This window comes from Rahnella sp. CJA17(1/100), from assembly GCF_963881615.1.
Classification (GTDB): Bacteria; Pseudomonadota; Gammaproteobacteria; order Enterobacterales; family Enterobacteriaceae; genus Rahnella; species Rahnella aceris.
Window position 1 is genome coordinate 24,582 of the sequence record NZ_CAWOJA010000003.1, and the last position, 13,234, is coordinate 37,815.

A 13,234-nucleotide genomic window follows, 5' to 3' on the forward strand; every position below is an offset into this window, starting at 1 on the left:
TTTTTGCATCATTCATTCGTCATTTGAAGCTGACATTAATACCGATATTGCCCCGGTAACCTTCCTGTTTTCCGTCAAAGCCACGCTGATAATTCACGCTGGTGTAAAACGATGCATTTTTACTCAATGGCGCCGTGATCCCGCCACCTGCTTTCCAGGCGCTTTGCGAGAAATCAGGCGAAATCTCAGTGCTGCCGATGGTGACGGCGGGCGCATCGCTGAGCGTCGATACTGCGTCGATATTCAGGTATGGCGTAATGTTGGGCTGATCTACCTGAGGCTGATGAGAAAGCCGCAAACCGCCGCGTGCCTGTACGCTGTTGTCGACGGTTTTCGCTACCTCGGCAATACCGTCATTGAACCCTCTCATATGCAGATACTGATAAATCACCTGCGCCTGGGGTTCGAGTCTCCAGCTTTGGGTTATTGCAAAGGGAATGCCGCTTTCCGCTGAAAGCGCCACGCCGTAGCCGTCCTGTTTAGCTTCCGTTTCACTCTGGAATTCGGTGTGGTAATCGGTGACTTGCCCGACGAAATCCAGATACGCGCCGCTGTCGGTCTTCACGGTGTAATAGCCGCCAATGCCGTAAGCATCGGTAGCCACATCTCCGGTATCGGTGGATTCACCGACCAGCCCGCGGGCGCTGTCCGAGCTGCTGGTTTTCTGATCCCCCAGCGAAATCATCACCCCGGCATGCACATTATTCCCGCGCGGTGTCTCATCCTGATACAAATCCTTGCCGATCTGGATATAACGAATGTCGCTGTCAAAACTGAAGCGACCTACATCATAATTATCATGCGATCCGCCGACGCGTGCCCATGTGCCATCCTGAGCACGTTTGACGCTATCGCCGGTACGTTCGTGATAAGACCCCATTGAGCTAAAGCCGTACTGCCGGTTAAGGAAGGGCGCGGCAATGTAACCCACGACATCCGTCCGGTAGGCGATCACCGGTTTAGGTGTGGGTGCAGGTTGCGGTGTGGGCTCCGGTGTCGGGTTAGGGGTCGGGTCAGGATCAGGCACTGGTTCCGGCGGCGGCACCGGTTCGAGCCAGGTGCGCAGATACCAGTCTTTCGGCGACGTACTGCCGCCTTTATAGAGATAATAATCGTATGCCCCCGCACTGACTTTTCTCAGCAATTTCAGCGACGATGTGTCATCGCCATCCACCTGCACCAGACGGATCCCGTCGCCTGTCGTCAGCGCACCATTGCCCCCGGCATTGCGCACCAGCACCCCAAAATTGCCGCTGGCGTTACCCTGAACATGCAGTAAATCGGTGGGGGAATTATCGCTGCCCAGTTGCGTGTTGAAATTCAGGGCACCGTTGCCGGAAAGCGTGCTGGCGGTAAGTGTGTGGAATGCCCCCTGCTGCGGTTGGGTGAAGTTCATCAGGCTGTTATCGAGCGATAAATCCCCGAGGACGGAATCGCCAGTCAGATTCCACACCGACTGATTATTCAGCGCCAGTGAATTGAGGTTTTGCACCGAGCCGGTCAGCACGGAGGCATCCAGTGTGACATCGGTTTTCGCCGTCGTCGCATTGATAATATTGCCGATAATCTGGCTTTTGCCGCTGACATTCACCGTACTGATGCCGTTATCGGCAAAGGTCATGGCCGCGTTAATACCGACAATGCGAGCGGCATTTTCGATGATCAGTTGCGCATTACCGTTGTAAATCTTGCTGATGCCGATATTGCCGCTGTTTATGGTCGCGTTATCAATGCGAACGTTTTGCCACTGATCGTCTGTCATGGGGGCGCCGCTCAGTGACAGGCCGACGGAGGCATTGCCCGGTGTGGAAATAAGCAGTTCATTTTCCAGAATCAGGTTGTTAGCGCCGAGGAATGTTATGCCGTTAGTGGACGTCGCCTTCGTGGTAATGGATCCGCCGTTGATCCGTACATTGCTGTCGTTTTCCAGCATCACGCCGTTGCCATATTGCCCGGAGGTGTGGATGTCGACATTTTTCATTTGTAAATTACCGAACGACAACATCACGGCATTGCTCTGATCTTTCTGCGTGATGATGGTTCCGCGATCATAAGTGACATTTGAGAAGCGGTCAGCGGAGCCGTCGATACTTATGCCCTGACGAACCTGAGACAAAAGTGACGTATTGAGTAATGTGGCATCGGCATTGTTGATGGCTATTGCCGAACTGCTGGACATTCCCGAAAGATGATTAACAGTCAGCCCGGTGGCATTCAGCGTGGCGCCATTATTCACCTCAACGGCATTATCCGCGTTATTGGCGTTAATTGTGGCGTTAAGCATATTTGCCGAGGCGTTATCATTAATCACCACGGCGGCATTATTGGAATTTACCGTGGCTTCATTAATATTTAATACGCTGTTCTCATCCTGGACCGTGATGGCATGAGAAATACCGGATAACGTGCTGTTGTGATTAACAACAGAATCCTTTCCGATATTAATTATCCCACCATTTTGAGCGGAAAGGGAGGAGCCAAGCTGGCTGCCGGACGCGTTGAACGTGTTAGCCAGGAGGGTCAGTTCTGCGCCATTTTTCACCATAATGCCATATTTTATCAGCGGGTTATCGGCAACAATGTTTTCGTTATCCTTGGTGGATAAGGTCAGCTTTTGATTGTTCGTCAGCAGCAGTGGCAGAGTGTAATTTGCCGCACTGGCGCTCATGACGGCAATATTGGGCAGGCAACACGCCAGCAGAATACATCGTGTAATTTTACAGGTGTTAAACGCCGGCATCAGGCATTCCTTAAAGATAATAAGCGGTGAATGCCGGACAATGTATTGATTAATTTCCCACCGACAAAATCATTCCATATCAATTTTTAACATCACATAGTGCGTGATATTAATCAGGTCTTATTTTGATTTTTGACGGTTTTAAATATCCTGCTGATGAGTAATTTAATCCCTCCGTGATAATTGTTATCTGGTTTTTCATGTAGCGTGAGTTTCTTACTGCGCGAATGAAAAATGCGCAAAATGTGAAACGTTTCACATTGCCGGACAATCACCGTGAAATTTTATGAACAGGTTCGCACATTTTCCCTGAAGCCATGGAAACCGGTTTCCATAAGGACTCAAATACCCTCAACAGGCTAAAAAGGGCAGAACATTAATCATCTCGGAGTGAAGCAAAATGAAAAGAATCATGCTTTGTTGTTCGGCGGGGATGTCGACCAGTTTGTTGGTGCGCAAGATGAAAGAAGTGGCGGCGGAACGCGGAGAAGAGGTGCAGATTGATGCATTCGGTGCCAGCGAGTTTGATGAAAAATTCCGTGATTATCAGGTGGTACTGCTCGGACCGCAGGTGCGTTACATGCAGGCTGATTTATCTGCCAGAGCGGCAGAATTCAACATTCCGGTCGAAACCATCAACATGATGGATTACGGCATGCAGCGCGGCGATAACGTGCTCGACTTCGCTTACGGCCTGATCGCACAGGAAGGAAGCCGCGTATGAGTGGCCTTTATCAGGCGATGGTTAACGTCATCGAAAAACACATCACGCCCCTGGCGGGCAGCGTTGGCCAGCAGCGGCATGTGATCGCCATCCGCGACGGCTTTATCGCTGCGCTGCCTTTTATGATTATCGGCTCGTTCATGCTGGTCTTTATTTTCCCGCCATTCTCGCCGGACACCACCATGGGATTTGCGCGCGGGTGGCTGGATCTGTCGCTGAAATACCGCGAGCAGCTGATGTTGCCGTGGTATCTGAGCATGGGCGTGATGACGTTTTTTATTTCGGTAGGCATTGGCGCAAGCCTCGGCAAACACTACAAGCTTGATCCGATCATGACCGGTTTACTGGCGTTTATGGCGTTTCTGCTGGTGGCCGCGCCGTATCATGACAAACAAATCTCGACGCAGTATTTCTCCGGCGAAGGCATCTTCACCGCGATCCTGACGGCGATTTATGCCGCCGAAGTGTATGCGCTGCTCAAACGCCGCAATATCACCATCCGCCTGCCGAAAGAAGTGCCGACCGGCGTGGCGCGCTCGTTTGAAATTCTGATCCCGGTGGTGGCGATTGTCGCCACGCTGCACCCGCTGAACCTGTTTATTCAGTCCACCACCGGCATGATAATTCCGGAAGCCATCATGCACTTGCTGGCACCGCTGGTTTCTGCGTCGGATTCCCTGCCAGCGATTTTGATTTCAGTGTTTATCTGTCAGGTACTGTGGTTTGCGGGTATTCATGGCGCGCTGATTGTCACCGGCATCATGAACCCGTTCTGGATGACCAATCTGGCACTCAACCAGACGGCGTTGCAGGCCGGTGCGCCATTGCCACACATTTATCTGCAAGGATTCTGGGATCACTATCTGTTAATTGGCGGCGTGGGGTCGACCTTACCGCTGGCGATTTTATTGCTGTGCAGCAAGGCCGTGCACCTGCGCACCATTGGCCGGATGGGGGTGGTGCCGAGCTTCTTTAACATCAATGAACCGATCCTGTTCGGCACGCCAATTATCATGAATCCGGTATTCTTCCTGCCGTTTACGCTGGTGCCGATGCTGAACGCTATTTTTGCTTACACCGCCACCAAACTCGGCTGGGTTGCACAGGTGGTCTCGCTCACACCCTGGACAACGCCTGCGCCGATTGGTGCGTCATGGGCCGCAAACTGGGCATTCAGCCCGGTAATTATGTGCCTGTTCTGTATGGTGTTATCAGCCGTTATGTACTATCCGTTCCTGAAAGCCTATGAACGTACGTTGCTGAAACAGGAAGCGGAAAAAGCCCTGGCACAGACGGCGGGCAATGCCGTGCCGGCAAACAGCTAAACAGTCAAATAATTCAGTTAAAAACGTAAAGCTAACGGACAGCGAGGATGACGATGAAATACGCATTTCCAAAAGAATTCTGGTGGGGCAGTGCCAGTTCAGCGCCGCAGACGGAAGGTGAAACCCTGAGCCACGGAAAAAGCGCGACGGTGTGGGATCACTGGTATTCACAACAGCCGACACGTTTCCACAACGACGTCGGTCCGCAGGATACCTCGACGTTTTACAAAAACTGGCGCGAAGATATCGCGCTGCTGAAACGGCTGAACCACAACACGTTTCGCACGTCGATTTCCTGGGCGCGTTTGATCCCCAACGGGCGTGGTGAAGTGAATCAGGAAGCGGTCACGTTTTATAACCAGGTGATCGACGAAATGCTGGCGCAGGGCGTGCAGCCGTTTATCAATCTGTTCCACTTTGATATGCCGATGGCGATGCAGGAAATCGGCGGCTGGGAAAACCGCAACGTCGTGCAGGCTTACGCAAAATACGCCGATACCTGTTTCGAGCTGTTCGGTGACCGCGTGAAGCATTGGTTTACGTTCAACGAACCGGTGGTGCCGGTGGAAGGCGGTTATTTGTATGATTTCCATTACCCGAACGTGGTGGATTTCAAACGGGCTGCCACCGTGGCGTATCACACTATGCTGGCCCATTCGCTGGCGGTGAAGGCCTATCGCGCCCGCAATTCTGGCGGTGAAATCGGCATTATTCTTAACCTTACGCCGTCTTATCCACGGTCACAGAATCCGGCTGACCTGAAAGCCGCTAACATTGCAGACCTGATGTTTAACCGCAGCTTCCTCGATCCGGCGCTGCGTGGTGAATATCCGCAGGAACTGGTGGAATTGCTGAAAAAATACGATCAGCTTCCGGCCTGCCAGCAGGGCGATAAAGCACTGCTGCAACAGGGTGTGGTGGATTTACTCGGCATTAACTATTACCAGCCGCGCCGTATTCAGTGTCGCGACAGTATGGTTAATCCGGAAAGTCCGTTTATGCCGGAATGGTTCTTCGATAACTATGTCATGCCGGGACGTAAAATGAACCCGCACCGTGGCTGGGAAATCTACGAGCAGGGCATTTACGATATTCTGACCAATCTGCGTGAAAACTACGGCAATCCGCGCTGTTTCATTTCCGAAAACGGCATGGGTGTGGAAAATGAACTGCGCTTTGAACAGGCGGGGCGGATTGATGATGATTACCGTATCGAGTTTGTCAGCGGGCACCTGAAATGGCTGCACCGCGCCTTGCAGGAAGGCAGTGGTTGTCTGGGTTATCACATGTGGACATTTATTGATTGCTGGTCATGGATGAATGCCTATAAAAACCGGTATGGTTTCATCCAGCTGGATCTGGAAACGCAGAAGCGTACGGTGAAGAAAAGCGGCGAATGGTTCGCGGCGGTGTCTAAAAATAACGGTTTCGACTAACACAAGGAAAGACATGGCAAACATTAACGACGTTTCGCGGCTGGCGAAGGTGTCGAAAGCGACGGTGTCCCGTGTCCTGAGTGGCAGCCGCGGTGTCAAAGAAGAAAGCCGCCTGGCTGTGATGCAGGCGGTGGAAACACTGCAATATAAACCGAGCGTGATTGCGCAGTCGCTGTCCACGCAGTCTACCGGTTGTATCGGCGTGATTTGTGCGACCGAAAACATCAATCAGTCCACCGGTTATCTCCACGCGCTGGAAAAAGAGTTGCGGCTGAATCAGAAGTATCTGCTGCTGCGCTTTGCCACCGACGCAGCGAGCCTGACGCATTCCGTAGCTGAAATTGGCCGTGGTCTGTGCGATGCGATGATTGTGATCGGTGCGCGTTTTCCGCTGCCGGCATTGCCGGAAAACGTGATCACCATTGATTGTCTGGATGCGGATTCAGCACGCAGCATTCACTTTGACCGCAGCTTTGCCGCCGAAACTGCCTGCCAGTATGTGCTCAAACAAGGGCGCCGGCAGATTGCCCTGATCAACGCGGAAAACAGCGAAACCGCCGGACAAATCTTGCAGGGATATCATCTGGCACTGGAGAAGTTCCTGCTGCCTTACGACCGGCGGCTGGAGCACAGCGGCGCAGATGCGCTGACGAAACTGCTGGCACAGAACGTGCCGTTCAATGCGCTGCTGGTGCCGGACGATGCCACCGCGCAGGATGCACTCCGTCAGCTCGCCCGGCACGGGCGCGCCGTGCCTGAAAATGTGATGGTGTTCAGTCTCGACAGTACGCTGCCACCGGGCGTTTCTGTTGTTCCGGCGATTGCCTATCCGCTGGAAACCCTGGCACAACGCGCGATGGCGCTGCTGACCGGCCAGCTCTCAGCGAACCTCAGCGCACCGGTTCGCGGGCAGCTTTCCCTGCCTTCCTGATAAACCTCTCATGTCGCGCAGCAACGGATATCCGCCTGCGCGATTGTTTGCTAACATCAAGCTCTGATCCCTTAACCTTTTCAGCGGCCCATCTCTTTGATGAATATGAAGAAAAAAAGACCCGTACTCCAGGATGTTGCCGATAAGGTGGGCGTCACCAAAATGACGGTCAGCCGTTATTTGCGTAACCCTGAACAGGTTTCCGGCGCGTTGCAGGAAAAAATCTCTGCGGCGCTCGACGAGCTGGGCTACATCCCCAACCGCGCACCGGACATTCTTTCTAACGCTAAAAGCCGCGCCATCGGTGTGCTGCTGCCGTCGCTGACCAACCAGGTGTTTGCGGAAGTGCTGCGCGGCATCGAAAGCGTGACTGATATCCACGGTTATCAGACCATGCTGGCGCACTACGGCTACAGCCAGGAGCGCGAAGAACAGCGTCTGACTTCACTGCTTTCTTACAATATCGACGGACTGATTTTGTCCGAACGCCATCACACCGCGCGTACGCTGAAGATGATTGAAGTGGCCGGTATTCCGGTGGTGGAGATGATGGACTGTGTGTCGCCGTGTGTGGATCTGGCGGTCGGCTTCAACAACTTCGAAGCCGCGCGGCAGATGACGCAACAAATTATCGCGCGCGGCCATCGTCATGTGGTGTATTTCGGCGCTCGTCAGGATGAGCGAACCATTATCAAACAGCAGGGTTATGAACAGGCGATGCGTGAATCCGGTCTGGAGCCTTACAGTGTGATGACCAGCCGTTCTTCCAGTTACAGTGGCGGCGCGGAATTACTGCGTCAGGCGCAAAAAGACTGGCCACAAATCGACAGTATTTTCTGTACCAACGATGACCTCGCGGCGGGCGCATTTTTTGAATGTCAGCGTCAGGGTCTGAAAATCCCTTCACAAATGGCGATTGCCGGTTTTCATGGGCACAACATGGGGCAGGCGATGGAGCCACCACTCGCCAGCGTGCTGACACCGCGCGAAAGAATGGGGCAAATCTCCGCCGAACGCCTGCTGGCGAGACTTCGCGGCGAAGAAGTGGTGCCGAGAATGGTGGATGTCGGGTTTACGATATCTGCGGGTGGAAGTATTTGATTTCTTTGCTCCTTCCCCTCTCACGAGGGGAAGGCCGGGATGGGGTGTTGGTTTTGCGGATGACAGCTCAGCCATTAAAACCCCCTCCCCACCTCCCCCTTCGCTGGGGGAGGCGAAAGTCTTACTTCTGAATTGTTTTGAGGGCTGCAACGCAGCGATCTACCACACCTTCAAACTTGTGATCGATATTCACGCGCAACACATCCGGTTCGTCTTCGCCCGGTTCTTCGAGCGCATCGAACTGGCTGCGCAGTAAATCGGTCGGCATGAAATGTCCGGCACGCGCTTTAAGGCGCTCGGCGATCACTTCAAAACTGCCTTTCATGTAGATGAACACCATGCCTTCGTTGTCTTTACGCAGGGCGTCACGGTAGCGACGCTTCAGTGCAGAACAGACAATGATGCCGGTTTCATTTTTATGGCGCAGGCTGTAAGCCGCGTCGTTGAGACGCAATAACCACGGCGCGCGGTCATCGTCGTTCAGTGGCGTGCCGCTGGCCATCTTTTGAATATTGGCGCGGGGATGAAGATCATCGCCGTCGATAAATTTCGCGTTAATTTCACGGGCCAGTGCCGCGCCGACGGTGGATTTACCGCTGCCTGACACGCCCATCAGAATGATGCTTTGTCCTGCCATAAGTATGATCTCTATCCCAAAATGAACATTTTGACTGCGTAGTGAGTCCTAATATTACCATGTTACCGGTATCATGATACCGGTAACAAATGGAGATGTGACTAATATCACAAAGGAATGCACTGCTGTTTTAGCGGTCGCGGTCTGTACCCGTAGCACTGTTAATTCCTACAACATCTTGAAAATTAAAAACAATGCTTCACCCGGTTTTTAGTCATACCCGGGTGACTGCGTGAGGGGAAGAATATGCCATTAGTTATTGTAGCGGTGGGTGTCGCACTGCTGTTGTTACTTATGATCCGATTTAAGCTTAATGGCTTCATTGCACTGATTCTTGTCGCGCTGGCGGTGGGGATTATGCAGGGAATGCCGGTCGATAAAGTTATCACCTCGATCAAAAACGGGGTGGGTGGGACACTTGGCAGTCTTGCGCTGATCATGGGCTTCGGTGCCATGCTCGGTAAAATGCTGGCGGATTGCGGTGGCGCACAACGTATCGCGACCACCCTTATCGAAAAGTTTGGCCGTGAGCACATTCAGTGGGCGATCGTGCTGACAGGTTTCATCGTCGGGTTTGCCCTGTTCTATGAAGTCGGTTTCGTGCTGATGTTGCCACTGGTCTTCACTGTGGCCGCGGCGGCGCGTTTACCATTGCTGTATGTCGGGGTTCCGATGGCGGCTGCGTTATCCGTTACACACGGGTTCCTGCCTCCGCACCCTGGTCCGACGGCGATTGCGACGATTTTCCATGCGGATATGGGTAAAACACTGCTGTTTGGTTCACTGCTGGCGGTGCCGACGGTGATTCTGGCAGGGCCGGTGTATGCGCGCTTCCTGAAAGGTATCGACAAACCGGTGCCGGAAGGTCTGTTTAACCCGAAAACCTTCACGGAAGAAGAGATGCCGGGCTTTGGCGTCAGCGTCGCGACTTCACTGGTGCCGGTTATTCTGATGGCATTCCGCGCACTTTGCGAAATGATCCTGCCGAAAGGGCATCCGGTGCTGGCGTATGCTGAATTCTTCGGCGACCCGGTGATGGCAACGCTGATTGCGGTGCTGATCGCTATCTTCACTTTCGGTCTGAACCGTGGCCGTAAGATGGAAGATGTGATGGCAACTGTGACCGATTCCATCAAAATCATCGCGATGATGTTGTTAATCATCGGCGGTGGCGGTGCGTTTAAACAGGTGCTGGTGGACAGCGGTATTGAAAAATACATTGCAGCTCTGATGGACGGCAGCACGCTCTCGCCAATCCTGCTGGCCTGGTCCATTGCGGCGGTTCTGCGTATCGCATTGGGGTCTGCTACCGTGGCAGCGATTACTGCGGGCGGTATTGCCGCGCCACTGATCGCCACCACGGGCGTCAGCCCTGAACTGATGGTGATCGCCGTGGGTTCCGGCAGCGTGATTTTCTCGCACGTCAACGATCCGGGCTTCTGGTTGTTCAAGGAATATTTCAACCTGAGCATTGTCGAAACCTTCAAATCCTGGTCTGTGCTGGAAACCATCATTTCCCTGTGCGGTCTGGCGGGATGTCTGCTGTTGTCGATGGTCGTCTGACGACAAATTGTTAGCATATAAAAGGCGAGCCGCGTGGCTCGCCTTTTTCGTTTCTGACGAGAAAAACCTCGCGTTGAACTCTTACCCCGTGAGAGTATTATTCAGCCATCTTGAGTCATGGAATGAGTCATATGGAATATCTGGAGTTTATCGAAACCCCGACCTTTAGCCGCAAATGCAAAGAGCTGCTGACTGAGGAGGAATATCGCCAGTTTCAGGAATACCTCACCCATTATCCCGACGCAGGGGCTTTGATTGTCGGCACCGGTGGATGCAGAAAAATCCGCTGGGGTCATCAAAGGCGTGGAAAAAGTGCGGGTGTGCGGGCGATTTATTATTACCTGTGCGCTGACGGTCAGATTTTCATGCTGCTGGTTTATCCGAAGAGTGAGAAAGATTCACTGACGGAAAGCGAAAAATTGATTTTGAAAAACATTGTACGAAGTCTGTCGTGACACAGGAGATAGACCATGACGAAAGAATTCTTTGAAGAATTGCGACAATCCGCTGAAGAGATGGTCGCTATCCATAAAGGCGAAATGACACCTGCGCATATCACGCGTGTTGCCATGCCCGAAGTAAAACAAATCCGTACAAAGGCGGGAATTAAGCAGGATGAATTTGCCCGACTGCTCGGTGTATCTCCTTCGCTGGTGCAGGCGTGGGAACAACAAAAGCGTTTGCCGAATGGCGCTGCGCTGAAATTATTGAAAATGCTCGAACTGAATCCGCAAATTATCCAGACGCTTAAAACGATTTAAAACAGATGTAAAAAAGGCGAGACGCGTGGCTCGCCTTTTTCGTTTTTTCTGCCGCTAAATCTTCAGATACGCCCTGATCCCATCAAGGAACATCTGTGTCGAGAGCATCACCAGAATCAGGCCCATCAGGCGTTCGAGGGCGCTGACGCCTTTGTCGCCGAGCAGGCGCAGGAACAGGTTCGACAGCAGAAGGATCGCCATCGACATGCCCCAGGCGATAAACAGCGCCAGCGTGAGATGACTCATCTGATTCGGATACTGGTGCGAAAGCAGCATCAGCGTGGCGAGAATCGACGGGCCAGCAACCAGCGGGATGGCCATCGGTACGAGGAAGGGTTCTTCACCGGCTGGCAGGCCGCTGCTGCTTTTCTCTTCTGACGGGAAAATCATTTTGATGGCAATCAGGAACAGAATAATACCGCCGGAAATCGACACGGTTTCGGTACGTAAATTCAGGAACGACAGGATTTTTTCCCCGGCGAACAGGAAGATCAGCATCAGGATCAGTGCGATCAGCATTTCGCGGATTAACACGACCCGGCGACGTTTCGGGTCGAGATGTTTTAAAACCGACATAAAAATCGGTAAGTTGCCCAGCGGATCCATAATTAAAAACAGCAAAATGGTTGCTGAAATCATTTCGGTCATGACTACCTCAGAAAAAATGCCTGTTATAAGTTGCGCTGCTATTAAAAGCTGCACTATTGATTAAATTCACTTGCCACTTCTACTACATTTTGTAAGGTGGTAGACCAGCGCGTTAACGGGGCACAGTGCATCAAAACAGGCACTAACTTAGTGCAAACGCGCGTTCAAGCCGTTTTAAGCAGTTATCACCCTCAGGGCAGGACAGATATTATGAAAAATGTAGGTTTCGTTGGCTGGCGCGGGATGGTCGGTTCTGTACTCATGCAACGCATGATTGAAGAACGCGATTTCGACGCTATCCGTCCGGTATTCTTCTCCACCTCTCAGCACGGTCAGGCCGCGCCTTCTTTCACGGGTCAGTCCGGAACCTTGCAGGATGCCTATGATCTGGACGCTCTGAGCGCGCTGGACATTATCATCACCTGTCAGGGCGGCGATTATACCAATGAAATCTATCCTAAGCTGCGTGAAATCGGTTGGTCTGGCTACTGGATTGACGCAGCATCCTCTCTGAGAATGGAAGATGACGCGATAATCATCCTTGACCCGGTGAACAGCGCAGTGATCCATCAGGGCATCGACAAAGGCATTAAAACCTTTGTGGGCGGTAACTGCACCGTCAGCCTGATGCTGATGTCGCTCGGCGGCCTGTTTGCGAATGACCTGATCGAGTGGGCGTCTGTTGCCACGTACCAGGCAGCTTCCGGCGGCGGCGCGCGTCACATGCGTGAACTGCTGACCCAGATGGGTATGCTGCATAGCAGCGTGGCAAAAGAGCTGGAAAACCCGGCGTCCGCCATTCTGGACATCGAACGTAAAGTGACCGCGCTGACCCGCAGCGGTACGTTGCCAACCGATAACTTCGGTGTTCCGCTGGCGGGCGGTCTGATCCCGTGGATCGACAAACAGCTCGATAACGGCCAGACCAAAGAAGAATGGAAAGGTCAGGCGGAAACCAACAAAATTCTCGGCACTTCCAGCATTATTCCGGTGGATGGCCTGTGTGTTCGTATCGGCGCGCTGCGTTGTCACAGCCAGGCTTTCACGCTGAAATTGAAACAAGACGTGTCAATTCCGGAAATCGAACAGATGCTGGCTTCGCATAATGACTGGGTTCGCGTGATCCCAAATGACCGCGAACTGTCGATGCGTGAACTGACGCCAGCGGCTGTCACCGGCACCATGAACACACCGGTCGGCCGTCTGCGTAAACTGAATATGGGCCCGCAATATCTGTCTGCATTCACCGTGGGTGATCAGCTGCTGTGGGGCGCGGCAGAGCCTTTACGCCGCATGCTGCGTATTCTTCTCTAACGCGATGCAATATTGAAAACTGCCCTGTTTTCTTTGTAAAGATTTCCCCGCGGG

12 protein-coding genes are annotated in these 13,234 nt (G+C 52.8%); 9 read left to right on the plus strand and 3 right to left on the minus strand.

What is annotated here, in order from left to right:
• Nucleotides 1-19 precede the first annotated feature (19 nt).
• Nucleotides 20-2,740, minus strand: coding sequence for an autotransporter family protein (locus AACU55_RS01845; RefSeq protein WP_134706554.1), 2,721 nt, complete (start codon nt 2,738-2,740; stop codon nt 20-22).
• A gap of 400 nt (nt 2,741-3,140) precedes the next feature.
• On the opposite strand from AACU55_RS01845, the gene AACU55_RS01850 reads away from it, so the two are divergent.
• The 5 genes from AACU55_RS01850 (at nt 3,141) to gntR (ending at nt 8,257) form a co-directional block, all read left to right on the plus strand.
• Nucleotides 3,141-3,464, plus strand: coding sequence for a PTS sugar transporter subunit IIB (locus AACU55_RS01850; RefSeq protein WP_013573539.1), 324 nt, complete (start codon nt 3,141-3,143; stop codon nt 3,462-3,464).
• The gene (locus tag AACU55_RS01855; RefSeq protein WP_013573540.1) at nt 3,461-4,789 is read left to right on the plus strand and encodes a PTS cellobiose transporter subunit IIC; all 1,329 of its coding nucleotides are present in this window, start codon (nt 3,461-3,463) and stop codon (nt 4,787-4,789) included. The genes AACU55_RS01850 and AACU55_RS01855 overlap by 4 nt, the downstream gene beginning before the upstream one ends.
• Before the next feature lie 53 nt (nt 4,790-4,842).
• Nucleotides 4,843-6,225, plus strand: coding sequence for a glycoside hydrolase family 1 protein (locus AACU55_RS01860; RefSeq protein ID WP_134706555.1), 1,383 nt, complete (start codon nt 4,843-4,845; stop codon nt 6,223-6,225).
• A 13-nt stretch (nt 6,226-6,238) separates the two neighbouring features.
• Complete coding sequence (locus tag AACU55_RS01865) at nt 6,239-7,156, plus strand: LacI family DNA-binding transcriptional regulator (RefSeq protein ID WP_134706556.1); 918 nt, start codon at nt 6,239-6,241, stop codon at nt 7,154-7,156.
• A 105-nt stretch (nt 7,157-7,261) separates the two neighbouring features.
• Entirely contained in the window at nt 7,262-8,257 is a 996-nt protein-coding gene (gene gntR, locus AACU55_RS01870) for a gluconate operon transcriptional repressor GntR (RefSeq protein ID WP_014411484.1), read from the plus strand.
• A gap of 121 nt (nt 8,258-8,378) precedes the next feature.
• Here gntR and AACU55_RS01875 read toward each other — a convergent pair whose 3' ends face one another.
• Nucleotides 8,379-8,894: a gluconokinase gene (locus tag AACU55_RS01875; protein WP_037033722.1), complete on the minus strand. Its 516-nt coding sequence runs from the start codon at nt 8,892-8,894 to the stop codon at nt 8,379-8,381.
• Between the two features lie 246 nt (nt 8,895-9,140).
• On the opposite strand from AACU55_RS01875, the gene gntT reads away from it, so the two are divergent.
• From gntT to nadS, 3 genes are all read left to right on the plus strand, one after another.
• Nucleotides 9,141-10,457 (plus strand): gluconate transporter, encoded by a 1,317-nt coding sequence (gene gntT, locus AACU55_RS01880; protein ID WP_013573545.1) that lies wholly within the window; start codon nt 9,141-9,143, stop codon nt 10,455-10,457.
• A gap of 131 nt (nt 10,458-10,588) precedes the next feature.
• On the plus strand, nt 10,589-10,912 hold the full coding sequence (locus tag AACU55_RS01885; protein ID WP_014411485.1) for a toxin RelE: 324 nt from the start codon (nt 10,589-10,591) through the stop codon (nt 10,910-10,912).
• Between the two features lie 15 nt (nt 10,913-10,927).
• Complete coding sequence (gene nadS, locus AACU55_RS01890) at nt 10,928-11,218, plus strand: NadS family protein (RefSeq protein ID WP_013573547.1); 291 nt, start codon at nt 10,928-10,930, stop codon at nt 11,216-11,218.
• 54 nt (nt 11,219-11,272) lie between these two features.
• Here the strand turns inward: nadS and AACU55_RS01895 are convergent, their stop codons facing one another.
• Nucleotides 11,273-11,866, minus strand: a complete 594-nt coding sequence (locus AACU55_RS01895) for a YhgN family NAAT transporter (RefSeq protein ID WP_013573548.1) — start codon at nt 11,864-11,866, stop codon at nt 11,273-11,275.
• Nucleotides 11,867-12,076: 210 nt separating this feature from the next.
• Between AACU55_RS01895 and asd the strand changes: the two genes are divergently transcribed.
• Nucleotides 12,077-13,180, plus strand: a complete 1,104-nt coding sequence (gene asd / locus AACU55_RS01900; RefSeq protein WP_013573549.1) for an aspartate-semialdehyde dehydrogenase — start codon at nt 12,077-12,079, stop codon at nt 13,178-13,180.
• Nucleotides 13,181-13,234: the final 54 nt, after the last annotated feature.

Bases quoted from the DNA above. Each gene is read 5' to 3' on its own strand.
- AACU55_RS01875 (WP_037033722.1), bottom strand. From the start codon at position 8,894: ATGGCAGGACAAAGCATCATTCTGATGGGCGTGTCAGGCAGCGGTAAA.
- gntT (WP_013573545.1), top strand. From the start codon at position 9,141: ATGCCATTAGTTATTGTAGCGGTGGGTGTCGCACTGCTGTTGTTACTT.
- AACU55_RS01885 (WP_014411485.1), top strand. From the start codon at position 10,589: ATGGAATATCTGGAGTTTATCGAAACCCCGACCTTTAGCCGCAAATGC.
- AACU55_RS01850 (WP_013573539.1), top strand. From the start codon at position 3,141: ATGAAAAGAATCATGCTTTGTTGTTCGGCGGGGATGTCGACCAGTTTG.
- AACU55_RS01895 (WP_013573548.1), bottom strand. From the start codon at position 11,866: ATGACCGAAATGATTTCAGCAACCATTTTGCTGTTTTTAATTATGGAT.
- nadS (WP_013573547.1), top strand. From the start codon at position 10,928: ATGACGAAAGAATTCTTTGAAGAATTGCGACAATCCGCTGAAGAGATG.
- AACU55_RS01860 (WP_134706555.1), top strand. From the start codon at position 4,843: ATGAAATACGCATTTCCAAAAGAATTCTGGTGGGGCAGTGCCAGTTCA.
- AACU55_RS01845 (WP_134706554.1), bottom strand. From the start codon at position 2,740: ATGCCGGCGTTTAACACCTGTAAAATTACACGATGTATTCTGCTGGCG.
- AACU55_RS01865 (WP_134706556.1), top strand. From the start codon at position 6,239: ATGGCAAACATTAACGACGTTTCGCGGCTGGCGAAGGTGTCGAAAGCG.
- gntR (WP_014411484.1), top strand. From the start codon at position 7,262: ATGAAGAAAAAAAGACCCGTACTCCAGGATGTTGCCGATAAGGTGGGC.
- asd (WP_013573549.1), top strand. From the start codon at position 12,077: ATGAAAAATGTAGGTTTCGTTGGCTGGCGCGGGATGGTCGGTTCTGTA.
- AACU55_RS01855 (WP_013573540.1), top strand. From the start codon at position 3,461: ATGAGTGGCCTTTATCAGGCGATGGTTAACGTCATCGAAAAACACATC.